24 protein-coding genes and 1 tRNA gene are annotated in these 22,435 nt (G+C 62.9%); 15 read left to right on the forward strand and 10 right to left on the reverse strand.

Going from position 1 to position 22,435, the window contains the following annotated elements:
- Positions 1-6: 6 nt before the first annotated feature.
- Positions 7-762: a spermidine synthase gene (locus tag APH42_RS23615; protein WP_012271118.1), complete on the reverse strand. Its 756-nt coding sequence runs from the start codon at positions 760-762 to the stop codon at positions 7-9.
- Between the two features lie 116 nt (positions 763-878).
- Between APH42_RS23615 and APH42_RS23620 the strand changes: the two genes are divergently transcribed.
- Positions 879-2,225, forward strand: coding sequence for a class II 3-deoxy-7-phosphoheptulonate synthase (locus APH42_RS23620; protein ID WP_012271117.1), 1,347 nt, complete (start codon positions 879-881; stop codon positions 2,223-2,225).
- Here the strand turns inward: APH42_RS23620 and APH42_RS23625 are convergent.
- On the reverse strand, positions 2,206-3,423 hold the full coding sequence (locus APH42_RS23625) for a winged helix-turn-helix domain-containing protein (protein ID WP_060494337.1): 1,218 nt from the start codon (positions 3,421-3,423) through the stop codon (positions 2,206-2,208). The genes APH42_RS23620 and APH42_RS23625 overlap by 20 nt on opposite strands.
- 83 nt (positions 3,424-3,506) lie before the next feature.
- On the reverse strand, positions 3,507-3,725 hold the full coding sequence (locus APH42_RS23630) for a DUF1127 domain-containing protein (protein ID WP_060494338.1): 219 nt from the start codon (positions 3,723-3,725) through the stop codon (positions 3,507-3,509).
- A gap of 97 nt (positions 3,726-3,822) precedes the next feature.
- On the opposite strand from APH42_RS23630, the gene APH42_RS23635 reads away from it, so the two are divergent.
- Positions 3,823-4,674 carry a LysR substrate-binding domain-containing protein gene (locus APH42_RS23635; RefSeq protein WP_012271114.1) on the forward strand — a complete coding sequence of 284 codons (852 nt, stop codon included), beginning with the start codon at positions 3,823-3,825 and terminating at the stop codon, positions 4,672-4,674.
- Between the two features lie 31 nt (positions 4,675-4,705).
- On the opposite strand, the gene APH42_RS23640 is transcribed toward APH42_RS23635, so the two are convergent.
- Positions 4,706-5,455, reverse strand: coding sequence for a sulfite exporter TauE/SafE family protein (locus APH42_RS23640; RefSeq protein ID WP_041166652.1), 750 nt, complete (start codon positions 5,453-5,455; stop codon positions 4,706-4,708).
- Positions 5,456-5,568: 113 nt separating this feature from the next.
- Between APH42_RS23640 and APH42_RS23645 the strand changes: the two genes are divergently transcribed.
- From APH42_RS23645 to APH42_RS23655, 3 genes are all read left to right on the forward strand, one after another.
- Complete coding sequence (locus tag APH42_RS23645) at positions 5,569-6,522, forward strand: LysR family transcriptional regulator (protein ID WP_060494339.1); 954 nt, start codon at positions 5,569-5,571, stop codon at positions 6,520-6,522.
- Positions 6,523-6,580: 58 nt separating this feature from the next.
- The gene (locus APH42_RS23650) at positions 6,581-7,036 is read left to right on the forward strand and encodes a MarR family winged helix-turn-helix transcriptional regulator (protein ID WP_060494340.1); all 456 of its coding nucleotides are present in this window, start codon (positions 6,581-6,583) and stop codon (positions 7,034-7,036) included.
- A 140-nt stretch (positions 7,037-7,176) separates the two neighbouring features.
- A complete protein-coding gene (locus tag APH42_RS23655; RefSeq protein WP_060494341.1) occupies positions 7,177-7,605 on the forward strand; it encodes an organic hydroperoxide resistance protein in 429 nt (142 codons plus the stop codon).
- 57 nt (positions 7,606-7,662) lie between these two features.
- Here APH42_RS23655 and efp read toward each other — a convergent pair whose 3' ends face one another.
- Both efp and earP read right to left on the reverse strand, forming a co-directional pair.
- Complete coding sequence (efp, locus tag APH42_RS23660) at positions 7,663-8,232, reverse strand: elongation factor P (protein ID WP_012271109.1); 570 nt, start codon at positions 8,230-8,232, stop codon at positions 7,663-7,665.
- Positions 8,233-8,280: 48 nt separating this feature from the next.
- Positions 8,281-9,414, reverse strand: a complete 1,134-nt coding sequence (earP, locus tag APH42_RS23665) for an elongation factor P maturation arginine rhamnosyltransferase EarP (protein WP_060494342.1) — start codon at positions 9,412-9,414, stop codon at positions 8,281-8,283.
- A gap of 129 nt (positions 9,415-9,543) precedes the next feature.
- Here earP and APH42_RS23670 point away from each other — a divergent pair, with 129 nt between their 5' ends.
- Both APH42_RS23670 and APH42_RS23675 read left to right on the forward strand, forming a co-directional pair.
- Entirely contained in the window at positions 9,544-9,942 is a 399-nt protein-coding gene (locus APH42_RS23670; RefSeq protein WP_060494343.1) for a hypothetical protein, read from the forward strand.
- A gap of 2 nt (positions 9,943-9,944) precedes the next feature.
- Positions 9,945-10,415 carry a GreA/GreB family elongation factor gene (locus APH42_RS23675; protein WP_012271106.1) on the forward strand — a complete coding sequence of 157 codons (471 nt, stop codon included), beginning with the start codon at positions 9,945-9,947 and terminating at the stop codon, positions 10,413-10,415.
- Positions 10,416-10,486: 71 nt separating this feature from the next.
- Here the strand turns inward: APH42_RS23675 and APH42_RS23680 are convergent, their stop codons facing one another.
- A complete protein-coding gene (locus tag APH42_RS23680) occupies positions 10,487-11,425 on the reverse strand; it encodes a LysR family transcriptional regulator (RefSeq protein ID WP_060494344.1) in 939 nt (312 codons plus the stop codon).
- 118 nt (positions 11,426-11,543) lie between these two features.
- Between APH42_RS23680 and APH42_RS23685 the strand changes: the two genes are divergently transcribed.
- A complete protein-coding gene (locus tag APH42_RS23685; protein WP_060494345.1) occupies positions 11,544-12,293 on the forward strand; it encodes a 3-oxoacyl-ACP reductase family protein in 750 nt (249 codons plus the stop codon).
- A gap of 40 nt (positions 12,294-12,333) precedes the next feature.
- On the opposite strand, the gene APH42_RS23690 is transcribed toward APH42_RS23685, so the two are convergent.
- A complete protein-coding gene (locus APH42_RS23690; protein ID WP_060494346.1) occupies positions 12,334-13,218 on the reverse strand; it encodes a LysR family transcriptional regulator in 885 nt (294 codons plus the stop codon).
- Between the two features lie 105 nt (positions 13,219-13,323).
- On the opposite strand from APH42_RS23690, the gene APH42_RS23695 reads away from it, so the two are divergent.
- The 3 genes from APH42_RS23695 to APH42_RS23705 all read left to right on the forward strand — a co-directional run bounded on the left by APH42_RS23695 (position 13,324) and on the right by APH42_RS23705 (position 17,225).
- Positions 13,324-14,511 carry an MFS transporter gene (locus APH42_RS23695; RefSeq protein WP_012271102.1) on the forward strand — a complete coding sequence of 396 codons (1,188 nt, stop codon included), beginning with the start codon at positions 13,324-13,326 and terminating at the stop codon, positions 14,509-14,511.
- Positions 14,512-14,635: 124 nt separating this feature from the next.
- Entirely contained in the window at positions 14,636-15,016 is a 381-nt protein-coding gene (locus tag APH42_RS23700) for a hypothetical protein (protein ID WP_012271101.1), read from the forward strand.
- Between the two features lie 76 nt (positions 15,017-15,092).
- Positions 15,093-17,225 (forward strand): TonB-dependent siderophore receptor, encoded by a 2,133-nt coding sequence (locus tag APH42_RS23705; RefSeq protein WP_060494347.1) that lies wholly within the window; start codon positions 15,093-15,095, stop codon positions 17,223-17,225.
- Between the two features lie 149 nt (positions 17,226-17,374).
- On the opposite strand, the gene APH42_RS23710 is transcribed toward APH42_RS23705, so the two are convergent.
- Positions 17,375-17,464: transfer RNA gene (locus APH42_RS23710), tRNA-Ser, on the reverse strand.
- A gap of 198 nt (positions 17,465-17,662) precedes the next feature.
- Between APH42_RS23710 and APH42_RS23715 the strand changes: the two genes are divergently transcribed.
- The 3 genes from APH42_RS23715 to APH42_RS23725 all read left to right on the forward strand — a co-directional run bounded on the left by APH42_RS23715 (position 17,663) and on the right by APH42_RS23725 (position 20,217).
- Positions 17,663-18,352, forward strand: coding sequence for a crotonase/enoyl-CoA hydratase family protein (locus APH42_RS23715; protein WP_012271099.1), 690 nt, complete (start codon positions 17,663-17,665; stop codon positions 18,350-18,352).
- A 111-nt stretch (positions 18,353-18,463) separates the two neighbouring features.
- A complete protein-coding gene (locus APH42_RS23720) occupies positions 18,464-19,177 on the forward strand; it encodes a 1-acyl-sn-glycerol-3-phosphate acyltransferase (protein WP_012271098.1) in 714 nt (237 codons plus the stop codon).
- Between the two features lie 68 nt (positions 19,178-19,245).
- On the forward strand, positions 19,246-20,217 hold the full coding sequence (locus APH42_RS23725) for a magnesium and cobalt transport protein CorA (RefSeq protein WP_012271097.1): 972 nt from the start codon (positions 19,246-19,248) through the stop codon (positions 20,215-20,217).
- Between the two features lie 33 nt (positions 20,218-20,250).
- Here the strand turns inward: APH42_RS23725 and APH42_RS23730 are convergent, their stop codons facing one another.
- Positions 20,251-20,982 carry an amidotransferase gene (locus APH42_RS23730; protein ID WP_060494348.1) on the reverse strand — a complete coding sequence of 244 codons (732 nt, stop codon included), beginning with the start codon at positions 20,980-20,982 and terminating at the stop codon, positions 20,251-20,253.
- A gap of 528 nt (positions 20,983-21,510) precedes the next feature.
- Between APH42_RS23730 and APH42_RS23735 the strand changes: the two genes are divergently transcribed.
- A complete protein-coding gene (locus APH42_RS23735) occupies positions 21,511-22,311 on the forward strand; it encodes a cytochrome c (RefSeq protein WP_060494349.1) in 801 nt (266 codons plus the stop codon).
- Positions 22,312-22,435: the final 124 nt, after the last annotated feature.

The raw sequence follows: 22,435 nt of genomic DNA on the forward strand, positions 1-22,435 counted from the left end.
AGGCATTCAAGTAGCTGGCCGAATCTCGCGAATCAACCCTTCCAGGCTATAACCCAGTCGCGGCGCCAACGCCTCGGCCCGGGCCCGCAACCCCTCCAGGTCCAGCGCCTGCTCCAGGTCCGCCGGCACCAGCAAGATCACGTTGCCCTCCTTCACCGGCAACTCCCAGTAGTGCCGGTGGTACAACCCACGCAGCAACGCCGCGCCCAGCGGCTTGCCGTCGTCGGTGGCCCACTGGTTGATCACCAGCCAACCGCCCGGGTTCAGCTGCTGCTGGCAGTTCTCCAGGAAATTCCACGCCAGGTGCCCCACCCCCGGCCCATGGTCGGTGTACAAGTCGACGAACAACAGGTCGGCTTTCTCCGCCGTGGGCAGCAACTCGATGGCATCACCGATGCGCACATACAAGCGAGGGTCGTCATCCAGCCCCATGTACTCCATGGCCAGGCGCGGCACATCTGCGCGCAACTCGATGGCCTCGATGTCGTCAAGCGGCAGAAACTTCATGCACGCCTGGGTCAGCGTGCCAGCACCCAGGCCGAGAAACAACGCGCTCTCCGGCTGCTCATGGCACAGTGCGCCCACCAGCATGGCACGGGTGTAGTCGTACTCCAGCCAGCTGGGGTCGGCCGTGAACACGCAGCTTTGCTCGATGGCATCGCCGAATTCCAGAAAGCGGTAGTCGTCCACTTCGTACACGCTGATGACGCCAAAGGCATCCTCCACCCGTGCCAGCAGCCGCTCTTGCCGTTCCGCCGTCATGCTCACCACCCACCCGCGCAAAAACGCGCATTGTCCGCCAACACCCTTGATGCAACAAGCGCAGCGCCAACTGTTACCATGGCCTGAAGCCTACAACCGACAAGACCGAGCCCGAGATGAACCAACCGTGGAGCCCTGACAGCTGGCGCGCCCTGCCGATCCAGCAGCAACCGACCTACCCCGATGCCGCGCACCTGCTGAAGGTTGAACAGACCCTGGCCAGCTACCCGCCGCTGGTGTTCGCGGGCGAGGCACGCGAGCTGCGCAGGCAGTTTGCCGAGGTGACCGAAGGCCGTGCGTTCCTGCTGCAGGGTGGCGATTGCGCCGAGAGCTTCGCCGAGTTCTCGGCGGCGAAAATCCGCGACACCTTCAAGGTGCTGCTGCAAATGGCCATTGTCATGACCTTTGCCGCTGGCTGCCCGGTGGTCAAGGTGGGGCGTATGGCCGGGCAGTTTGCCAAACCGCGCTCATCGGGCGATGAAACCATCGGCGACATCACCCTGCCCGCCTACCGAGGCGATATCGTCAATGGCATCGGCTTTGACGCCAAAAGCCGCATCCCCGACCCGGAGCGCCTGCTGCAGGCTTATCACCAGGCCACCGCCAGCCTTAACCTGCTGCGCGCTTTCGCCCAGGGCGGGTTTGCAGACCTGCACCAGGTGCACAAGTGGAACCTGGACTTCATCGCCAACTCGGCGCTGGCCGACAAGTACCACCAGCTGGCCAACCGCATCGATGAAACCCTGGCTTTCATGCGCGCCTGTGGCCTGGACAGTGCGCCGCAGCTGCGCGAAACCAGCTTCTTCACGGCCCACGAAGCATTGTTGCTGAACTATGAAGAAGCCTTCGTGCGTCAGGACAGCCTGACGGGTGACTACTACGACTGCTCGGCGCACATGTTGTGGATCGGCGACCGCACTCGCCAGCTCGACGGCGCCCATGTGGAGTTTCTGCGCGGCGTGCACAACCCGATCGGGGTCAAGGTTGGCCCAAGCATGAACCCAGAAGAGCTGATCCGCCTGATCGACACGCTCAACCCGGCCAACGACCCTGGGCGCCTGAACCTGATCGTGCGCATGGGCGCGAACAAGGTCGGCGACCACCTGCCGGGGCTGATCCGCACTGTCGAGCGCGAGGGGCGCAAGGTGTTGTGGAGCTCGGACCCGATGCACGGCAACACCATCAAGGCCAGCAGCGGCTACAAGACCCGCGATTTTGCGCAAATTCTGGATGAGGTGAAGCAGTTCTTCCAGGTGCATCAGGCCGAGGGCAGCCATGCCGGCGGCATCCATATCGAGATGACCGGGCAGAACGTCACTGAATGCATCGGCGGTGCACGGCCGATCACCGAGGACGCGTTGTCTGATCGGTACCACACCCATTGCGACCCGCGGATGAATGCCGATCAGTCGCTGGAGTTGGCGTTTTTGATTGCCGAAACGCTCAAACAGGTGCGGCGCTAAGCGCCCGGCGCAGCTGGCTGCCCTCTATGCGCGGGCAGTTCAGTTGCACCCTCTCCAGACCCAACCAGTTGGCCAGTCGCAACAAATGGCCCGCCAGCGCGTCATACCCCTCCTCGTCTAGCCCAGGTGTTTCTGCATGCACGGCGTGCACTGCCAGTTGCCCTTGGGTGCGTTCGGCACGCAGGTCTACCCGCGCGACGATCCGTTCGCGGTACAGAAACGGCAGCACGTAGTAGCCATACACCCGTTTGTGCGCCGGGGTGTAGATTTCCAGGCGGTAGCGGAAGTCGAACAAGCGCTCGGTACGGTTGCGCTCCCAGACCAGCGAATCGAACGGCGACAGTAGCGCGCTGGCTTCGATGCGCCGGGGAATGCGCGGCATACCAGCGCAATAGCCGGGTTGCTTCCACCCCTGCACCGCGACCGCTTGCAAGCGACCGTCGGCCAGCAGCTCGGCCAGCGCCGCCTTGCCCTGCGCCGGCTCCAGGCGAAAGTAGTCGCGCAGGTCACGTTCGGTGCCAACACCCAGGGCAGCGGCGGCGTGAAGCATCAAGCCCTGATGCGACTCGGCCTCGCGGGGTAGTGTCTGGTCGAGGATCGCCTTGGGCAAAACCTTTTCCGGTACATCGTAAAGCCGCTCAAAACCACGGCGGCCCGCCACAGTCACTTCGCCTGCGGCGAACAGCCACTCCAACGCGTGCTTTTCCTCGCTCCAGTCCCACCAGGGTCCGGCGCGTTCCTCGCGGGTGGACAGGCTGCCCGCGCCCAGTGCGCCCTGTTCACGAACAGCAGCCAGTACCCGGGCGATCACGTCCTGGCGCTCGCGGCCAAACTGCGCGAGCTGGCGGTAGATACCGCGACCATCAGCAGCATGGGCCATGCGCCAGCGCAGCAGCGGGTACAGGCTCAATGGCAGCAGCGAGGCTTCGTGCCCCCAGTATTCGAACAACTGGCGCTGGCGGCCCCGGCCCCAGGCAAGCTGGTCGAGGGTGGCGGGCGAATAGTCGCCCAGCCGGGAGAAAAGCGGCAGGTAGTGGGAGCGAACCAGAGCGTTGACCGAGTCGATCTGCAGCACGCCCAGGCGTTGCAGCATGCGCTTCACTGCGGGCAGGGTTGGCGGTGCTTCCGGGTGTTTGCCGAAGCCTTGGGCAGACAGTGCCAGGCGGCGGGCCTGGTTGATGGACAGCTTGAGGGACAAGCCTGGTCTCCTTGTATTGCCTGCTCTGGCCTCTTCGCGGGTAAACCCGCGAAGAGGCCGGTAAGCCCAACGACAAACTTAGCCTATTTACGCAGCGGATCATCCCAGAAATGCCGGTCGGCCTCTTGCTGGATATCCGCCCGGCTCAACCCCAGGTCATGCAAGGTTGCATCACTGAGGCGGGCCAGTTCCTGCCGCTGGCGGTACAGCTGCAGCCAGCGCGCCGGGCGCTGCAGGGCCGCATGCCACAGGTGGTTCAGGGAAAAGGCAGGTTGCTGGATGCTGCTGACATGACCTTTCATCGTGAAGCCCTCCGTGTTGGATGGCCTCAGTTTCACGCCGGGCTTAAGATCAATCCAACGAATGTTTCTGATGCGATGCATCTCGGAGATTGATGCAATGTCCCAGTACCAGAGCCTCGATGCGGACGTGCTGCGCACCTTCGTCGCCATCGCCGAGCAAGGCGGCTTCACCCGCGCCGGTGAGGTGGTCAACCGCACCCAGTCGGCGGTAAGCATGCAGATGAAACGCCTGGAAGAAGACATCCTGCAGCGCCAACTGTTCGAGCGCGATGGCCGCCAGGTAAGGCTGACCGCCGAAGGCCAGGTGCTACTGGGCTATGCCCGGCGCATCCTCAAGCTGCACGGCGAAGTGTTCAACACCCTGCGCATGCCGCACATGGTCGGGCTGGTGCGCATCGGCACACCAGACGACTACGCCATGCGTTTCCTGCCGACCATACTTTCGAGCTTTGCCCAGGCCTACCCGCTGGTGCAGGTGGAGGTGCACTGCGACTCCTCCAAGCAGCTGATGCTGCGCCAGGACCTGGACCTGACCATCGTCACCCGCGAGCCGGGCAACGAGGTTGGCCAACTGCTGCGTCAGGAACGCCTGGTGTGGGCTGCCGCCGAAGGCTTTTGCCCACAGGAACAGCGGCCGATGCCGGTGGCGCTGTTCAACACTGATTGTTTCTGCCGGGCCTGGACCTGCAATGCCCTGGAAGCCCAGGGCATTGATTACCGCATTGCCTACACAAGCCCCAGCTTGGCGGCGATCTTTGCCATAGTCACGGCCGGCTTGGCCGTGACGGCGCAGTTGCAAAGCCTGATTGGCGGAAACATTCGCATACTGGGTGAACAGGATGGGCTACCGCAGCTGCCAGTGGCCAATGTGATGCTGGTGCGCGGTACTCAGCACCCTTCGCCTATTACCGATTGCATGGCGGACTATATCGTCGAAGGGTTCAAGTAATTTGGGGCTGCTGCGAATGGGCCGCAAAATCTCAAAGCTCAAACCCCAGCATCACCGCACACACAACCAGAAACACACAGAACATCGCCCGCAATACCTTCTCCGGCAGCGCATGGGCCAACTTCACCCCCCAACTAATACTGAGCAAGCCACCCACCGCCAACGGGATCCCCACTCCCCAGTCAACGCTGTGGTGCACGCCATAGGTCACCAAAGTCACCAAGGTACTCGGCGCGGCAAGTGCTAGCGACAGCCCTTGCGCCACCACCTGGGTGGTACCGAACACACTGGTCAGGATCGGCGTGGCCACTACCGCCCCGCCCACGCCGAACAAGCCGCCCATGGTGCCGGCAAAGCTGCCCAGCACGCCCAGCCATGGCCAGGCATAACGCAGTTCGGCACTGGGCGGCGACACCTTCATGAACATCCGCGCCACGTTCCACACCGCCAGCGCCACCAGAAAGCCGACAAAGCCCAGGCGCATGGAATGCGCATCCAGCCCAACCGCCCAGATCGACCCCAGCCACGCGAACAAGAAGCTGCACGCCGACAGCGGCACGGCATGGCGCAACTCGATGCGGTTGCGCTGGTGATAACGCCACAGCGCCAGCAGCACGTTCGGCACCACCATCACCAGCGCCGTCCCCTGTGCCAGCTGCTGGTCCAGGCCAAACAGCACGCCAAGTGCCGGAATCGCAATCAACCCGCCACCAATGCCGAACAAACCACCCATGGTGCCCAGGGCTGCACCCAGTACGATATACAACAACCACTCGATCATCAGGGCCTCGCCCGCCAGTGCCAATAATGCCAGCATGCTAACGACTGTGCGCTGGCGGGGAAACGCACAGCAGCGCACAATGGCTGTGCGCTTTTCGCAAAAGCAAGGCAGCCATGAGCCCCGATACCCTGACCGACCAACTGAGCCTGTTCCTCGATGTGCTGGAAACCGGCAGCTTTTCTGCCGCCGCTCGTCGCCACCCGCTGACGCCTTCTGCGGTAGCCCGGCGCATCGACAACCTTGAAAGTGCCGTCGGCAGCCGCCTGTTCACTCGTAGCACCCACGCCGTGAGGGCCACTCCTGCCGGCAATGCATTTGCCGAGCGGGCCAGGCGCATCATCGAGGAACTGCGCCTGGCCCGAGCCGAAGCGGTGTCGCTGAGCAACGCCCCCGAAGGGCTGATCCGCATTGACGCCCCCGCCGCGTTCGGCCGCCGCCACCTGGCCCCGGCGATTGCCGACTTCCTGGTGGCCTACCCAGGCCTGGACGTGCAACTGCGCCTGATCGACAGCTTCGTCGATCTGCATGGCAGCCACCTGGGCGAGGTCGACCTGGTACTGCGCGCCGGCCCCTTGGCCGACACCCGCCTGGTCGCCACGCCGCTGGCCTACATGGTGCGTATCGCCTGTGCCAGCCCCGCCTACCTGGCAAGCCGCGGCATACCCACCTGCCCCAGCGAACTGCCAGGGCATGACGGGCTGGACTGGGACGGCCTAGCGCCGCCGTTTGCCTGGCGCTTCAGCGTAGCCGGGCAAACCCGCCTGTACCGCCCCGCACGCATGCGCATGGCCGCCAACAACGCCGAAACCCTGTTGTTCGGCGCCCTCGCCGGCTTAGGCATAGCCCACCTGCCCACCTGGCTTATCAGCGAATACCTGCTGCGCGGCGAGTTGATCCCACTGTTTTGCCAGGGCGGCCTGCCGGAAGCCGAGAGCAGTGGTATTTACGCGCTACGCCTGGAACACGAAACGAACTCTCGCAGCCGTTTGCTGCTCGAATTCCTCAAGAGCCGCTTCAGCCCGATTCCACCCTGGGACCTGGCTTTACGCAGTGAACTGCGCGAGTAATGCGCGCACTAATGATCAGCGTGCCAGAATTTCCCATTGATTACCTTGAAGGACCTGCATGAACGCCGACACCCACGCATCCTGTGACGAGCTGCTGCTGGACAACCAGGTCTGCTTCGCCCTGCACTCCACCTCGTTGCTGATGACCAAGGTCTACAAACCGCTGCTGCAGGCGCTGGGCCTGACCTACCCGCAATACCTGGCCATGCTCGTGTTGTGGGAGCGTGACGGCCTGACCGTGGGCGAAATCAGCCAGCATCTGCTGACCGACCCAGGGTCGCTGACCCCGCTGCTCAAGCGCCTGGAAAGCGAAGGCCTGTTGCAGCGCAATCGCAGCCGCGAGGATGAACGGGTGGTGATGGTGCATCTGACCGACAAGGGCCGCGCCCTGCAACAGCAGGCCAAACAGGTCCCGCAGTGCATCCTCAAGGCCAGCGGGCGCACCCTGGAGCAATTGCAGCAACTGCAGGCGGACCTGCTGGACCTGCGTGAGAGCCTGCAGAAAAACCTCTGAGGACTATGCTGTGCTGTGGCCGTTCGGATGAGCGGTGACGATTTATCTTGCGCACTAACTAATTGCGCGCTAACTTAAATCCCACACCAACCCGCGCCCTCCTGCAAACGGGAGCGCACAGCACATTAGCGAGGCTCAAGATGCAAAAGGTCACTCCGCTGTACATCGCAGAAGCTACCTCCACCGGTGGGCGCGACGGCAAATCCAAGTCCAGCGACGGCAAGCTGGTCGTCAGCCTGAGCACCCCCAAGGAACTGGGCGGCGCTGGCGGTGACGGCACCAACCCTGAACAGATGTTCGCCGCCGGATATTCGGCATGCTTCATCGGCGCCCTGAAATTCGTGGCCGGGCAAGAGAAGAAAGCCCTGCCGGCAGATGCCTCGATCACCGCCAAGGTGGGTATCGGGCAGATCCCGGGCGGTTTCGGCCTGGACATCGACCTGCACATCAACCTGCCGGGCCTGGCCCAGGCGGATGCCGAAGGGCTGGTGGAGAAAGCGCACCAGGTCTGCCCGTACTCCAATGCCACCCGCGGTAATGTGGATGTACGCCTGCATGTGACGGTGTAAGGCCCAGGCATAAAAAAACCCGGCCAAGGCCGGGTTTTTTGCGTCTCGCAAGAAGAATTACTTCTTGGAACGGCCTTTGAAGCTGTTGTCGCGAGTGTCGATGTCGATCCACTCGTCGATCTGGATGAAGTCGGCAACCTGGATCTCGGTGCCGTTCTTCAGTTTGGCAGGCTTCATGACCTTGCCCGAGGTGTCGCCGCGAGCAGCGTTCTCGGTGTAGACAACCTGACGGCTGATGGTGGTCGGCAGTTCAACCGATACCAGGCGGCCTTCGAAGAACACGGCTTCGCAGATGTCTTCCATGCCTTCTTCGATGTACGGCAGAACGGCGTCGATGTCTTCGGCGTTCAGTTCGTACATGGTGTAGTCGGTGGTGTCCATGAAGGTGTACGAGTCACCGCTGATGAACGACAGGGTCGCTTCTTTGCGATCCAGGATCACGTCGTCCAGCTTGTCGTCCGCACCGTATACGGTTTCGGTCTTGTAGCCGGTCAGCAGGTTCTTCAGCTTGGTCTTCATGATCGCGCTGTTACGGCCCGACTTGGTGAACTCAGCTTTTTGAACCAGCCACGGGTCGTTGTCGATCCGCAGGACGGTACCGGGTTTCAGTTCTTTACCAGTTTTCATTACGAAGTATCCGAATCTGGATGGATTTATAAAAATCGAGGCCGCGTATCATAGCGAATTTCGGTAAAAGTGTACTAGCGCTGTGGCAAGGTCCGGCTGAGCGGCCTGTCTCACCACCCAACGCCGGGCATGTTGCTGCAGTTCTGGCCAATGCTGGCGGGCCGCCTGCCAGGCCTGGCCCATGTCGAAATCCATGTTCCAGGCGCGCCACAGGCCAAGCAAGGCGGCATCGGCATCGCCTGACAAGCCACGGCGATAATGCGCCAGAAACGCTTCGAGCTTTTCCCAATGGGCATTCTCGTCCTGCACATAGATGTGCCACAGCATCGGCTGCCCCGCCCACTGCGCACGCACGAACGAGTCCTCACCGCGCACGGCGTTGAAGTCGCAACTCCACAACAGCCTGTCGAAGTCGTCCTGGCTGACGAAAGGCAGCACCTGTACGGTCAGCGCCCCACGCGTGCGCACATCGCCCACCTGCAGTTGCGCCTCGCCAAGCCACTGGCTGAGCCCTGCGACGATGCGCCCTTGCGGCACCAGCAGGTGACACGGTTGCGCACCTGTAGCCAGGGCATCGAGCCAGCTGGCCAACTGTGGGTTTTCGTAGGCGAACAGCGAGACCAGCAACGCCCCCGGCACAGGGTTTACGCCAAGCCCTTGCAGGAAGGTTTGGCGCGCATCGGCGGACTGCTGGAACGCGTCACGCCGCGCCAGCAGCGAGCCCTCGCGCAGCAAGCCACCGGTTCTTTCGGTAAACCCCGGGAAGAAAAACACCTTGCGCAGGCCGTTGGCCTGCGGTGAAGGCAAGCCATGGCAACCCTCCACCCAATCCTCGGCGCTAAGGTACTCAAGGTTCAGCCACAGCGGCGGCAGCGGGCGGGCACGCATGGCTTCGACATAAGCCGCCGGTAGCTGGCAGGCGAACGCGCCGATCACCACATCGGCCGGCACCACCGGCAACCACTGCGCCGGCCAGTGGCGTACATCCACACCGTGCTGCCACTGCTGCGCAGCGGTGGCATCGGCACCGGGGCACATGGGCACGAAGGCGTTGAGGTCATCCACCCACAGGCGCACGGCCATGCCATGCTCGGCCACCAACTGCCGGGCCAGGCGCCAGGTCACGCCGATGTCGCCGTAGTTGTCGACGACGCTGCAGAAGATGTCCCAGGTGGCGTTCATGCGCCCCTCCCGTGCTGATGCAAAAACCGCGAATTCTGCGCATAAATTGTCGCCGACAAAAGCACCTGCGCGGAAAAATGCCCATGCGCATGCGACAATGCACCCCGACCACCTTGCCCGGAGGCTGCCATGCCCCGCCACCGTGAACTGAAAATCACCCTCAAGCCGTTGCAGTTGATCCTGTGCGTTGCCTTGGGCCTGTGGCTGGGCGCCGTGGCCATTGCCGTGAGCCTGTGGCTGGCCCAGCAATGGTGGCCACAGCAGGTACAACCTCTGGCCCAGGCTGCAGCACCCAACGCGTACCGCCCCGCCGCACCACCTGCGCCGGCTGCGGCCCAGGATACCCAGGCCGAAATGTTCGAGCGCTACAAGGACATCCTGCACAAGCAGGAACTGCAACAGGCCGCCGACGCCGCCCAGGGCAACCCGCGCAACCTGAACAGCCCCAAGTGCCAGTTCTGGCTGCAGCAGAACCGTACCGCGCCCACCGACAAAAGCCAGGCCAACGTGCTGGAGTTCTGTTACTGACCATGAACAAGCCCCACCTGCTGGCGCTGATCGTCGCCACCCTCGAACATGACCTGGATGTGTTGACCCGCGCAGCGCAAACCGCCTACGAGGCCGCCACCGCCGAAGAGAACATTGCCGAGAACAAGTACGACACCCTGGGCCTGGAGGCCTCGTACCTGGCCACCGGCCAGGCCCGCCGCAGCGGTGAAATCCGCCAGGCGCTGTTGATTTACCAGCAACTGCTGCTGCGTGATTACGACCCGGCGCGCGGGGTGCAGGTGAGCAACCTGGTGACGCTGGAGGATGAGCTTGGTGGGCAACGCCGGCTATTGCTCGGGCCAGAAGCCGCTGGGTTGAAAATTGGCGAGGGGGATGGGCTGGTGACAGTCATTACCCCACGCTCGCCGTTGGGGCAGCAGTTGATGGGCAAGAAGATCGATGACGAGGTGAATCTGGGCCAGCAGTTATTGTTCATTGTTGATGTTGCCTGACCCGGCCCCTTCGCGCCTGGCCTAACGCGGTCATTGCACGAGCGCATCAACCCAGGAAAAGTGCTGCAACGTCAAAGGGCCTGCAAAGCATCGAACCGCACCGCCAACCCCTGCTCGGCAAACTGCTCCACGACAAAATCGATGAACGCCCGGGTCTTGCCCGGCATCAGCTTGTGCTCGGCGAAATACAGGCTGATATGCCCATCATCCACGTACCAGTCCGGCAACACCCGCCGCAGCCGGCCTGCCTGAAGGTAAGGCACGGCAAACGGCAAGCTCACCAGGGCAATACCCAGCCCCTGCTCGGCCACCGCGCAAGCCGCGTCCGAATCGCTCATGGTCATCGCCTGGCGCAATTGCAGTGGCTGCTGCGCCTGCCAGCGACTGGTCAGCGGCCATGAGCGCACCCGCCCGGTCTGCGGTGAGCGGATCAGAATGCCGTCATGGCGGTGCAGCACCTGGGGGTCGTCAATTGGCGCGTGCCGCTGCAAATAGGCTGGCGCCGCCACCAGCACCCGGTGCGCCGGAGTCAGCTTGCGCGCCACCACGCCTGGCGGCAGTTCGAAACCACCGCCAATCGCGGCATCGAAGCCTTGGCCAATCAGGTCGACCTGGCGGTTGTCGAAATGCCAATCCGGGGTAATCGCCGGGTAGCGGCGCAAGAATTCGCTCAGCAACGGCAGCACGTACAAACGCCCGAACACCGTGCCCATGCTCACCCGCAGCAACCCGGCCGGCTGGCCTTCGGCGCTGGCCAGGTTGGCCACGGCGTACTGGATAGTGCGGAAGCTGTCGCTGACCTCGCCAAGAAAACGCTGCCCTGCTTCAGTCAAGGTCAGCTTGCGGGTACTACGCTGGAACAACCGCACACCCAGACGCGCTTCCAATTGGGCAACATGCTTGCCCACAGCAGCCGGGGTAATGCTCAGGCGCCTGGCGGCCTCGGCAAAACTGCCGACTTCGGCACTGCGGATGAAGCATTCCAACGCGTTGAACGATTCCACGGCCATGATTAGCAACCCAAGGTTTACTCTGCTGATAGTGATTGCCATCTTATCAGCAGGTAATCAAGCGCCGATACTTTGCCCATCCAAGGCATTTCGGCCTGGCTTCCAGCAGGAGATCAGCATGTCCAAGCAACTTTCACTCGAAGGCAAAGTGGCCCTGGTTCAGGGCGGTTCCCGCGGTATTGGTGCGGCCATCGTACGGCGCCTGGCCCGCGAAGGCGCGCACGTGGCCTTCACCTATGTCAGCTCTGCCGGCCCGGCAGAAGAACTGGCCCGCGAAATCAGCGAAAACGGTGGCAAAGCCCTGGCCCTGCGGGCCGACAGCGCCGATGCAGCGGCCGTGCAACTGGCAGTGGATGACGCCGTGAAGGCCTTCGGCAGGCTGGATATCCTGGTCAACAACGCCGGCGTGCTGGCGGTGGCCCCGCTGGCCGAATTCGACCTGGCCGACTTCGACCGCATGCTGGCGGTGAACGTACGCAGTGTGTTCGTCGCCAGCCAGGCCGCCGCACGCTACATGGGCCAGGGCGGGCGCATCATCAACATTGGCAGCACCAATGCCGAGCGCATGCCGTTTGCCGGCGGTGCGCCGTACGCCATGAGCAAGTCTGCGCTGGTTGGCCTGACCCGCGGCATGGCGCGTGACCTCGGGCCGCAGGGCATTACCGTGAACAACGTACAACCGGGGCCAGTGGACACCGACATGAACCCGGCCAGCGGCGAGTTTGCCGAGAGCCTGATCCCGTTGATGGCGGTCGGCCGGTATGGCGAGCCAGAGGAAATTGCCAGCTTCGTGGCTTACCTGGCGGGGCCTGAAGCCGGGTACATCACCGGGGCCAGCCTGACGGTGGACGGTGGGTTTGCAGCCTGATTGAAGGTTTGCCTGTTCCGGCGAGAACACCGGAACAGGTTCAACCATTCCCAGCACCCAGACGCTGTTCCATCACCTCCAGAAAAGCCCGAGCAGCAGGCGTCGGGCTGCAGGACCACACGGCATACAGGTGCCGCACCGGCGCATCCACCACCCGCGCCAGCGCCACACCTTCAAAGCCCTGGGCCACGCGCTCCGGCACCAAACCCACCGCCATGCCCCGCTGCACGAACTTCTCCACCAGGCGCACATGACCGATCTCGAACTGCACCCGACGCTGCAACCCCGCCGCCTGAAACGCCTCATCGGTCTGCCGTCGCGCTCCGGTGCCTTCAGGGAAGTCCACCAGCACTTCGCCCGCCAGGTCAGCCAGCGCCAGCTGCCCCCTGCCCGCCAGCCGATGCCGCAACGGCAACAACGCCACCAGTTCCTCCCTGGCCAGCAAACGATGCTGCACGCCCTGCACCACCTCGCCCTGCCACAGGCCTATGAAGCCCACGTCCAGGCGCCGCTCGAGTACATCGGCGATCAGCAATTCACTCTTGGCCGTCAGCCAGCGTACATCCACGTCCGGGTAACGGTCGTGGAACACCGCCAACAGGTCGACCAGGTCCAGCGCGGTGAGCGAGCTGATTTCGCCAATCGCCAACCGCCCGCGTACCTGGCCGCAGGCCGCCGCCACGTCATCGGCAATGCGCCCAGCCGCTTCCACCGCCGGTCGAGCACTGAGCACAAAGGCCTCACCTGCCGGCGTCAGGCGTACCCGCCGCGAACTACGCTCGAACAGGCTCACGCCCAGCTGAGCCTCCAGCCGCGCCACCTGATGGCTGAGAGCGGACTGCACCACATGGCAGCGCTCGGCGGCGCGAGTAAAACTGCCGGTGTCGGCCACGGCAAGGGCGTATTCGAGCTGCTTGAGGTTCATCGATCTATCTGCTTTCAAGATTGATAAGTTGAAAACTATACATTGGTGTCATGACAGACACTTCCTGATAATCACCCCAACACAACTGCCCGCCACGAGAACCGCATGCACACCCCCACTCTCAGCCGCGCCCTGATCCTGCTGATGGCTACTGCCACCGGCCTGGCCGTGGCCAGCAACTACTACGCCCAACCGCTGCTGCACAGCATCGCCCAGCAGTTTGGCTTGAGCACCGCCAGCGCCGGCAGCATCGTGATTGCCGCGCAGCTCAGCTATGGCGCCGGCCTGTTGCTGCTGGCACCGCTGGGCGACCTGTTCGAGCAGCGCCGGCTGATCACTGTGATGACCGTTATTTCCACCCTGGGCCTGGTCATCAGCGCCTGTGCGCCAAGCCTGCCCTGGCTGATCCTTGGCACAGCGCTGACCGGGCTGTTCTCGGTGGTGGCGCAGATCCTCGTGCCGATGGCCGCGACCCTGAGCGAGCCGCATCAGCGAGGGCGCGCGGTCGGCACGCTGATGAGCGGCCTGCTGCTGGGCATTCTGCTGGCGCGTACCGCTGCCGGCTTCATGGCCGAGTTGGGCGGCTGGCGCAGCATCTACGTGCTGGCCGCCGTGCTGATGGCGATCACCGCCGTGGCGCTGTACCGCAGCCTGCCGCAACACCACAGCCATGCCGGGCTGAAGTACCCGGCGCTGATCGGCTCGGTGTTCCGCCTGTTTCTTGAAGAGCCGGTACTGCGCCTGCGCTCGTTGCTCGGCCTGCTGTCGTTCAGCCTGTTCGCGCTGTTCTGGACACCGCTGGCATTTTTGCTGGCTAAAGGCCCCTACCATTATTCAGATGCGGTTATCGGCCTGTTCGGCCTGGCCGGTGCAGCGGGTGCGTTGTCGGCCAATTGGGCCGGACGCCTGGCCGACCGTGGCAAGGGCTCGCTGGGCACCACCGTCGGCCTGGTGGTATTGCTGCTGGCGTGGCTGCCGCTGGGCTTCGCCGAGCAGTCGTTGCTGGCCTTGCTGCTGGGCGTGCTGATGCTCGACCTGGCGGTGCAACTGGTGCACGTGAGCAACCAGAATGCGGTGATCGCCCTGCGGCCCGAAGCGCGCACGCGGCTCAATGCCGGGTACATCACCTGCTACTTCATTGGCGGGGCACTGGGGTCGTTGCTGGGTACACAGTTGTTCCAGCGCCAAGGCTGGATGGGCATTGTGGTCGCAGGGTTGGTCATTGGCGGGCTGGCGTTGTTGGCGTGGGGGCTGGCCGAGCGCAAGCGCAAGAAAACCCTGCCACTGGCATGAAACGTTTCAATCAGCCATGGCGACAAAGCACCGCACGACCCTCCGTCGCATGGCCGTTGACTTGCCTGCCTGGGCAGCGCTCAGTAGGCGCTGGAAAATGCCCTTTCCCTGACAGGACGACTTTATGACAAGACTCACGGTGCAATCCGGCGATTTCTTGCAAGGTGAAGGCGAGTATCGCAACGGATCGCTCACACTCAAGACTCCGCGCAGCCCCTCCCCCGGCGAGCGGATTTCCCTGGCCCGCATCAGCGACTTGCGGCTGGCCAGCCTGGAACCGAGCCGCAGCCTGGGCAGCGCCTTGGGCTGGGGCGTGGCCGGCGCCCTGGTGGCAGGGCCAGTGGGGCTGCTGGCCGGGCTGTGGCTGGGTGGCAAGGAAGAGGAAGCGACCTTCCTGGCCACCTTCAAGGATGGGCGAAAGCTCTTGGCCATCACCGATGGCAAGACCTGGTCGAAAATCGATGACAACTGGCGGCAGCACAAGCGGCCGACCGGTACAGGTTGAATTTCGCGGGGCCCCGATCGTTCTCTGTTGAAGGCGGCTGTTAAGATGCCGCCTTTTTCATGGTCGGAGCCCCCGCATGCCCTCGCGTCACCCCCGCCTGCCCCTGAGCCTGCTCAGCCTGGGCCTGGCCCTGCAGTGCCAAAATGTGCTTGCCGAAGACAGCGTGGTGCTGGCCCCACTGCAGGTCTCCGACACCTACGCCAATGACGGCTACCAGGCACGCCAGGCCGCTGTGAGCGGCTTCCAGCCTGCGCCGTTGCTCGATACACCGGCCTCTGTCAGCGTGTTCAGCCAGCCACTGCTGGAAGACCGCCAGGTGCGCATGCTCAGCGAGGTGCTGCAAAGCGACGCCTCGGTCGGCGAAAGCTATGCGCCCATCGGCTACTACGAGAACTTCAATGTACGCGGCTTCGAACTGAATGCCGCCAGCAGCTATCGCATCAATGGCCAGACCATCGCTGGCGAGCAGAACGTGGCCCTGGAGAACAAGCAACAGGTGGAGCTGCTCAAGGGCCTGTCCGGGCTGCAGAGCGGCGTTTCAGAACCGGGCGGCCTGATCAACTATGTGACCAAGCGCGCCGAAGAGGTACGCAGCCTTACGGTGTCGACCAACGAACAAGGCGAACGCTACCTGGCCACCGACCTGGGCGGTTGGTTCGGCAGCGAAAAGCAGTTCGGCCTGCGCGCCAACCTGGCCCACGAAGATATCCGCTCCTACGTCGACCACGCCGACGGCAAGCGCGACTTCGCTTCGTTGGCATTCGACTGGCAGATCAACCCAGATGCCACCCTGCAGCTGGATGCCGAGTACCAGCACCGCGAACAACGCTCGGTGCCGGGTTACCAACTGCTCGGCGGCACGCAAGTGCCCCATGGCATCGACCCGGATGATCGCCTGGCCTACCAACACTGGGCAAAGCCTGTGCAAAGCGACTCGCTGAACCTTGCCGGGCGCTTCGAGTACCGTTTCGACGAGGCCTGGACCGGCACCTTGAGCGCCTCGCGCAGCAAGGTGGTGATCGACGACTACAGCGCGTTTGCCTGGGGCTCGAGCGAAGGCGCGTTTTTCGGCAGTAATGGTGACTATGACATCTACGACTTCCGCAGCCCCGACGACACCCGCCGCACCGACGAGGCGCAGGCCATGCTCAACGGGCGGTTCGATGCGCTAGGTGTGGGGCATGAGTTGACCATGGGTGCCAGCGCGCAGCGGCGCACACTGGATCAGCGGCCCAGCTATATGGAATGGGTAGGCACAGGCAACATCCATACCGGTGCGCCCGCCTTTGACCCCTCCGACAATCCCATCAAGTCTAGCGAGCGCCGCCTCGATAGCCGCCAGTACGGCCTGTTCATCAGCGACCGGATCAGCTTCAACGAACAATGGCAGACCGTGCTGGGCGCCCGAGAAGTGCGCCTGGATGAAAAGACCTGGGACGAAAACGGCCTTGCCGGGCGCCACACCCGTCAATACGAGCTGCTGCCCAACGCCGCGATCATCTTCAAACCGCAGCCCAATACCACGGTATATGCCAGCTACGCCAAAGGCCTGTCAGCGGGCGGTACTGCCCCCTGGTTCGCCGAGAACACGTTCGAGATCCTTGCGCCGACAACCTCCCACCAGCTGGAACTGGGCCTCAAGCACGACTGGCAGGGCCTGAGTTTCAGTGCCGCGCTGTTCCAGATCCGCCAGGCTTACCAGTACGCGCGCCCTGACGGTGCCGGCCACTTCACTTACGTGCAGCAAGGCCAGCAAAAAAACACCGGCCTGGAACTGGGCGCCAGCGGCTGGGTGACCTCGAACTTGCAGCTGCAGGCCAGCGCAGCCGCCATTCGCGCACGGGTGCAGAACAGCGGTACCGAGGCTTATGAAGAGCACCAGGCGATCAACGTGCCAAAATTCCGAGCAGCGATGCACGCGGAATATTCGCTGCCGGTTCCGGGGCTGGCGCTGTTGGGCGGGGCGCGGTACAGCGCCAGCAAGTACGCGAGCCAGGCGGGGAATGTGGAGGTTGGCGGGTATACCGTGTTCGATCTCGGCAGCCGCTACCGTACCCGTATTGGTGGGTATGACACGGTGCTGCGGTTGACCGTGGATAACCTGTTCGACAAGCGCTATTGGCGCGATGTGGGGGATTACCTGGGGGATAACTACCTGTTCCAGGGCGCACCACGTACCGCCCGGCTTTCGGCTTCGGTCAGTTTCTAAGCTTTATGGGGCTGCTTTGCGGCCCACTCTGAAATTGACGCGATCCCTGTGGGAGCGGCCTTGTGTCGCGATGGGCTGCGCAGCAGCCCTAATGGCCCTGAAAACAAAAAGCCCCCGAGCTTTTCAGCGCGGGGGCTCTTCGTGGAATGTGGCGGTGAAGAAGGGATTTGAACCCTTGATACGATTTCTCGTATACACACTTTCCAGGCGTGCTCCTTCGACCACTCGGACACTTCACCGTTTCTCTTCAAGCCTTGCGGCCCGTCGAGGTGCGCTAATTTAGTGAAAGACATTCCCTTTGGCAAGCACTTTTTTCAAATTTTTCATGTATTTGCATTTGAGGCGCGGTGAACGCTGACCGACCAGTCAGCCTTGCTGCTTTACCTGGCCTCTGGCGCTGGGTAACGTCGTCGCCACGCCAACAAAAGGACTCTGCCATGAGCGAGCTGATTACCTACCACGCCGAAGACGGCATCGCCACCCTGACCCTGAACAACGGCAAGGTCAACGCCATCTCGCCGGACGTCATCACTGCCTTCAACGCAGCGCTGGACCGCGCCACCGAAGAGCGTGCGGTGGTGATCATCACCGGGCAGCCGGGCATTCTGTCGGGCGGTTACGACCTCAAGGTGATGACCAGCGGGCCGAAAGAGGCCATCGGCCTGGTCACTGCCGGCTCCACCCTGGCCCGCCGCTTGCTGTCGCACCCGTTCCCAGTCGTGGTCGCCTGCCCAGGCAATGCCGTGGCCAAAGGTGCCTTCCTGCTGCTGTCAGCCGACTACCGCATTGGCGTGGAAGGCCCGTACAAGGTGTGCCTGAACGAAGTGCAGATCGGCATGACCATGCACCATGCTGGCATTGAACTGGCTCGCGACCGCCTGCGCCGCTCGGCCTTCCACCGCTCGGTGATCAATGCCGAAGTGTTTGACCCACAGGGTGCGGTGGATGCCGGCTTCCTCGACAAGGTCGTGCCGGCCGAGCAGTTGCAGGACGCGGCGTTGGCCGCCGCGCGGGAACTGAAGAAGCTGAACATGCTGGCGCACAAGAACACCAAGCTGAAAGTGCGCAAAGGGCTGCTGGAGGCGCTGGACAAGGCAATCGAGCTGGACCAGCACCATATGGGCTGACCGCACCGGCCCCTTTCGCGGGTAAACCCGCGAAAGGGGCCTACGCCAAGGTTTGCCCCAGCCAGTGCACATCCGTACACTCCCCGGCGACTGTCTGGTGTGAGCCGTACCATGCTTTATTCATTGCGCATGCTTTTGCTGGCGCTGCATTTTCTTGCCGTTGGCGCCGTGGGCCTGCTCATTGGCCTGTGCCGCCCGTTCAACCCCGACAACAGCCGCCTGTTCGCCCACCTCTACAGCTTGCCGGCCACCTGGCTGATGCGCATCAAGGTCAAGGCTGAGGTCGGCCCGCTGTGGGACCAACCGCCCGGCTGTGTGATCGTTGCCAACCACCAGTCCAACTTCGACCTGTTCGTACTGGGCCAGGTGGTGCCGCAACGCACCGTGGCCATCGGCAAGAAAAGCCTGGGCTGGATCCCGCTGTTCGGCCAGCTGTTCTGGCTGGGCGGCAACGTGCTGATAGACCGCAAGAATGCCTACCAGGCACGCAAGGCCATGCAGAAAACCACCCGTGTACTGCAGAACGACACCTCGATCTGGATTTTCCCCGAAGGCACCCGCAATGCCGGTGAGCGTTTGCTGGCGTTCAAGAAAGGCGCGTTTCACATGGCCATCGAGGCCGGTGTGCCGATCGTGCCGGTATGCGTCAGCCGCTATGCCGGGCGCCTGAGTCTGAACAGCTGGCACCCACGCACGGTGATCGTGCGCTCGCTGCCACCGATTGCCACGGCGGGCATGACCCTGCAGGACCTGCCGCAACTGATCGAGCAGTGTCGGGGGCAGATGCAGCAGTGCATTGACCGCATGGAAAACGAGCTGGCCTGATCCGGGTTGCTCTTGAGCCGGGTACAGACCAAGCTGTACCCGTGTTCAACCGGAATAAGCGGACAACCATGGGGCGAGTCGTGGCATCGGCGGTGTACAGCGCCGGCAGAAAGGTCACCAACATCAGCATCGACGAAGGCAGCGAGTGGGCCCGCAAGCCGGGGCATTTCGTGTGGATCGGCCTGGAAGAGCCCAACGCCGAGGAACTGGCCAACTTGCAGTGCCAGTTCAACCTGCACGAACTGGCCATCGAAGATGCCCTGGAAAAGCACAGCCGGCCCAAGCTTGAAACCTTCGGCGACGCGCTGTTCATCGTCACCTATTCGCCAGTGCGCCACGAGGGCAAGCTGGAGTTCATCGAAACCCATATCTTCGCTGGCAACGGCTATATCATCACCTGCCGCAACGGCCACTCCAAATCCTACGCCATGGTTCGCCAGCGCTGCGAGGCGCGGCCATTGCTGCTGGAGCATGGCGAAGACTTCGTGCTGTATGCCCTGCTCGACTTCGTGACCGAGAACTACCAGCCGGTCAGCGAGGCCATTCATGGCGAGATCGAAGAGCTGGAGCAAAGCGTGCTGGGTGGTTCGCTGCAAGAGGATGACATCCGTCGCCTGCACAGCCTGCGCCGCGATATCCTGCGCCTGCGCCGCTACGTGGCACCGATGGTGGAAGTGAGCGAAGAACTGCAGCGGCTGAACTTCCCATTCATCGACAAGAACATGCGCCCGTACTTCCGTGATGTGCAGATCCATGTGACGCGGCAGATGGAAGACCTGGCCGGCATCCGCGACATTGCCAGCCAGACCATCGAGATCGGCATGCTGCTGGAGTCGTCACGCCAGAGCATCGTGCAGCGCAAGTTCGCAGCCTGGGCGGCGATCCTGGCGTTCCCCACGGCCATTGCCGGGGTTTACGGAATGAACTTCCAGAATATGCCGGAGCTGAGCTGGCACTATGGGTACTTTGCGGTGCTAGGGGTGATAGCGGCGGGGTGCACAGGGTTGTATGCCAGTTTCAAGAAGTCGGGCTGGCTTTGAAATTGTCGGGGCCGCGTCGCGGCCCCTTTGCCATCATGCAGCGGTATCTTTGCTCGCCGGCTGCTGGATAAAGCGCAGCATCCACTCCCCCACCAGGTCGCCCTGGTGCTCGGTGGCCAGGCTGGCCACAGCCTTGTGGTACACCTCGTCCCCCAGGTAGTCCTGGCGCGCATCGAGCAGCGCGCGGGAGTAGTCATGCACGAACTCCGGGTGGCCCTGGAAGCACAGCACCTGGTCGCGAATGTGGTACGCCGCGTTCGGGCAGAAATCGCTGGAGGCAATCACCGTCGCGCCTTCCGGCAGCTCGGTCACCTGGTCCTGGTGGCTGATCAGCAAGGTCAGCTCCGACACCTCCGGGTCCATCCACGGCGCATGCGCCGCCAGCGAGTAGCGATGGATGCCCACGCCCCAGCCTTTCTCGGCCCGCTCGGCCTTGCCACCCAGGGTCAAGGCCAGCAATTGATGGCCAAAACACACACCCAGCAGCTTCTCACCGCGCTCGTACAACTTGAGCAGGTAGGCCTTGAGGGTTTGGATCCACGGGTCGGTTCCGAACGAATCGGCTTTGCTGCCCGTCACAAGGTAGGCATCGAACACTTCGTTGTCGGCGGGGTAGTCGCCGTTCATCACGTTATACACACGGAATTCGGCGGCGATCGGCTGACGCGAGAAGAGCTGCTCGAACATCCTGCCGTAGCCCTGATACTGCGCGGTCAACTCCGGTCGCAGGACATCGGTTTCAAGGATGCAGACGCGTAACGACATAGGGGTAGTCCTGAACGACATGGGTGGGAATCTGCTGTAGAGACTGACGCGAAAGGCACGTACAAGCAAGTAGGCTGCACTGACGAACGGTCACATTTCGTCGGTGCGCCGCTGGCACTTGCGCCACCGTCTAGCCAGAGCATGCCAGCCAGCTGGCACATGGCCTCATAGCAAAACGAAATCATTGAATCTGGCCATTAGAACAAAGGGTTCTCAAACATGGATGACGCACACCCTACTGTTGGTTGTATATCCACGTTCAAGAGGCAAGCAGTTCAGGCGCCACACAACGCTACTGCGATCGACCCGAAACGCGACAAGGAAGCCAACGGGTATTCAGGAATAACAACAAGAAGGCGGTCCGCCATGTTCAGACAATCGAAACTTCGCCAAGCTGGGCTTATTCTCTTCGCCACGACTTTGCTGCTGATCCTGCCGAACCTCACACGTTTGTTCGGCTGAGTGCAGCGGTGGCGGCAATGGCCAGCGCACAGGTAACCTGCTGACCTCGATGGTCGGAGATTGCCCATGCGCCACTGCCTTGCCCTGTTAGCGTTGCTCCTGAGCCTGCCACTGTCGGCGGCGCAACTGCACCTTGAACTGGGCGTCACTACGCGCCAGTGGAGCAGCGCCGAACTGCTTGACCACCCGCAAGCCCGGGATATCAGTATCGAGCAGGACGTTTCCTACAAACGCCCCATGCGCTACCGGGCAGTGCCGCTGGCCACACTGTTGGAGGGTGTGAACGCCAGCGATCACCTGCAGGCCGTGGCGCTGGATGGGTTTGCCGCCGAGATGCCCGCCGCACCACTGCTGCAGCAAGGGCCGGCACGGGCCTGGCTGGCCGTGGAAGACCCCGACAAGCCGTGGCCGCCACTGGGCCAGGGCAAGCCAAGCGCGGGGCCGTTCTACCTGGTGTGGACTGCACCAGAGGCCAGCGGCATCCGGCCGGAACAGTGGCCGTTTCAGGTGTCCACTCTGCGCAAACTGGCCCCGGTGGAACAGCGTTTTCCCGCATTGCTGCCCGACCTGAAGCTGCCAGCCGACAACCCTGTGCGTCAGGGCTTTGCGTTGTTCCAGCAGAACTGCCTGGCATGCCACCGGCTGAACGGCGCGGGGGACGCGCAGGTGGGGCCGGATTTGAATGTGCCGCACAACCCGACCGAGTATTTTCAACCCGCCTATCTACGCAAGTTGATACGTGACCCGCAGAGCCTGCGACGGTGGCCGCAGGCGAAAATGCCTGGGTTTGCCAAAAGTGTTTTGAGCGAGCAGGAGTTGGATGCGCTGTTGGCCTATTTGGGGCATATGGCTGGGCGCAGGCCCTGAAGGCGGTGCGTGCTTCTTCGCAGGCAAGCCCGCGAAGAAGGCAACACAATACGTTCAGGCAATGGGCCGCTCTTGCTTGACGCCCCAACCTTCCACCTCTCCCCCATAAGGTGTCACCAGCTGC

Origin of the sequence: Pseudomonas sp. NBRC 111140 (genome assembly GCF_001320885.1) — a bacterium.
Classification (GTDB): Bacteria; Pseudomonadota; Gammaproteobacteria; order Pseudomonadales; family Pseudomonadaceae; genus Aquipseudomonas; species Aquipseudomonas putida_P.

Coding starts and splice junctions, on each gene's coding strand:
- APH42_RS23615 (WP_012271118.1), bottom strand. CDS start 762: ATGACGGCGGAACGGCAAGAGCGGCTGCTGGCACGGGTGGAGGATGCC.
- APH42_RS23620 (WP_012271117.1), top strand. CDS start 879: ATGAACCAACCGTGGAGCCCTGACAGCTGGCGCGCCCTGCCGATCCAG.
- APH42_RS23630 (WP_060494338.1), bottom strand. CDS start 3,725: ATGAAAGGTCATGTCAGCAGCATCCAGCAACCTGCCTTTTCCCTGAAC.
- APH42_RS23635 (WP_012271114.1), top strand. CDS start 3,823: ATGTCCCAGTACCAGAGCCTCGATGCGGACGTGCTGCGCACCTTCGTC.
- APH42_RS23640 (WP_041166652.1), bottom strand. CDS start 5,455: ATGATCGAGTGGTTGTTGTATATCGTACTGGGTGCAGCCCTGGGCACC.
- APH42_RS23645 (WP_060494339.1), top strand. CDS start 5,569: ATGAGCCCCGATACCCTGACCGACCAACTGAGCCTGTTCCTCGATGTG.
- APH42_RS23650 (WP_060494340.1), top strand. CDS start 6,581: ATGAACGCCGACACCCACGCATCCTGTGACGAGCTGCTGCTGGACAAC.
- APH42_RS23655 (WP_060494341.1), top strand. CDS start 7,177: ATGCAAAAGGTCACTCCGCTGTACATCGCAGAAGCTACCTCCACCGGT.
- efp (WP_012271109.1), bottom strand. CDS start 8,232: ATGAAAACTGGTAAAGAACTGAAACCCGGTACCGTCCTGCGGATCGAC.
- earP (WP_060494342.1), bottom strand. CDS start 9,414: ATGAACGCCACCTGGGACATCTTCTGCAGCGTCGTCGACAACTACGGC.
- APH42_RS23670 (WP_060494343.1), top strand. CDS start 9,544: ATGCCCCGCCACCGTGAACTGAAAATCACCCTCAAGCCGTTGCAGTTG.
- APH42_RS23675 (WP_012271106.1), top strand. CDS start 9,945: ATGAACAAGCCCCACCTGCTGGCGCTGATCGTCGCCACCCTCGAACAT.
- APH42_RS23680 (WP_060494344.1), bottom strand. CDS start 11,425: ATGGCCGTGGAATCGTTCAACGCGTTGGAATGCTTCATCCGCAGTGCC.
- APH42_RS23685 (WP_060494345.1), top strand. CDS start 11,544: ATGTCCAAGCAACTTTCACTCGAAGGCAAAGTGGCCCTGGTTCAGGGC.
- APH42_RS23690 (WP_060494346.1), bottom strand. CDS start 13,218: ATGAACCTCAAGCAGCTCGAATACGCCCTTGCCGTGGCCGACACCGGC.
- APH42_RS23695 (WP_012271102.1), top strand. CDS start 13,324: ATGCACACCCCCACTCTCAGCCGCGCCCTGATCCTGCTGATGGCTACT.
- APH42_RS23700 (WP_012271101.1), top strand. CDS start 14,636: ATGACAAGACTCACGGTGCAATCCGGCGATTTCTTGCAAGGTGAAGGC.
- APH42_RS23705 (WP_060494347.1), top strand. CDS start 15,093: ATGCCCTCGCGTCACCCCCGCCTGCCCCTGAGCCTGCTCAGCCTGGGC.
- APH42_RS23715 (WP_012271099.1), top strand. CDS start 17,663: ATGAGCGAGCTGATTACCTACCACGCCGAAGACGGCATCGCCACCCTG.
- APH42_RS23720 (WP_012271098.1), top strand. CDS start 18,464: ATGCTTTATTCATTGCGCATGCTTTTGCTGGCGCTGCATTTTCTTGCC.
- APH42_RS23725 (WP_012271097.1), top strand. CDS start 19,246: ATGGGGCGAGTCGTGGCATCGGCGGTGTACAGCGCCGGCAGAAAGGTC.
- APH42_RS23730 (WP_060494348.1), bottom strand. CDS start 20,982: ATGTCGTTACGCGTCTGCATCCTTGAAACCGATGTCCTGCGACCGGAG.
- APH42_RS23735 (WP_060494349.1), top strand. CDS start 21,511: ATGCGCCACTGCCTTGCCCTGTTAGCGTTGCTCCTGAGCCTGCCACTG.